The sequence below is a fragment of the Mesorhizobium sp. M8A.F.Ca.ET.161.01.1.1 genome, assembly GCF_004792105.1.
Taxonomy (GTDB): Bacteria; Pseudomonadota; Alphaproteobacteria; order Rhizobiales; family Rhizobiaceae; genus Mesorhizobium.
In genome coordinates this window covers 1-307 of record NZ_SRTD01000372.1, presented here as the reverse complement: position 1 = coordinate 307, position 307 = coordinate 1, and the positions used below count along the sequence as shown (strand labels likewise).

Annotated in this window: 1 pseudogene; it reads left to right on the top strand. The window is 64.5% G+C overall.

Annotated features, from left to right (window positions below):
* Positions 1-307, top strand: a pseudogene (gene nusA / locus EN804_RS36130) (transcription termination/antitermination protein NusA); the annotation flags it as partial.

Below are 307 nucleotides of genomic sequence, written 5' to 3'. Positions count from 1 at the left end.
GCTCAACGTGATGACCCAGGACCAGGTCACCGCCAAGTCGGAGGCCGAGCAGGCTGCCGCCCGCCAGCTGTTCATGGACAAGCTGGAAGTGGACGAGGAAATCGCCGGCATCCTGGTCAGCGAAGGCTTCGGCACCGTCGAGGAAATCGCATATGTCCCGGTCGGCGAACTGCTGGCCGTGGAAGGTTTCGACGAGGACATCGTCGAAGAGCTGCGCGCTCGTGCCCGCGATGCGCTGCTCAATGAGGCCCTGGCAGTCGAAGAAGGCCTTGAAGACGGCCAGCCGGCGCAGGACCTGCTGTCCCTG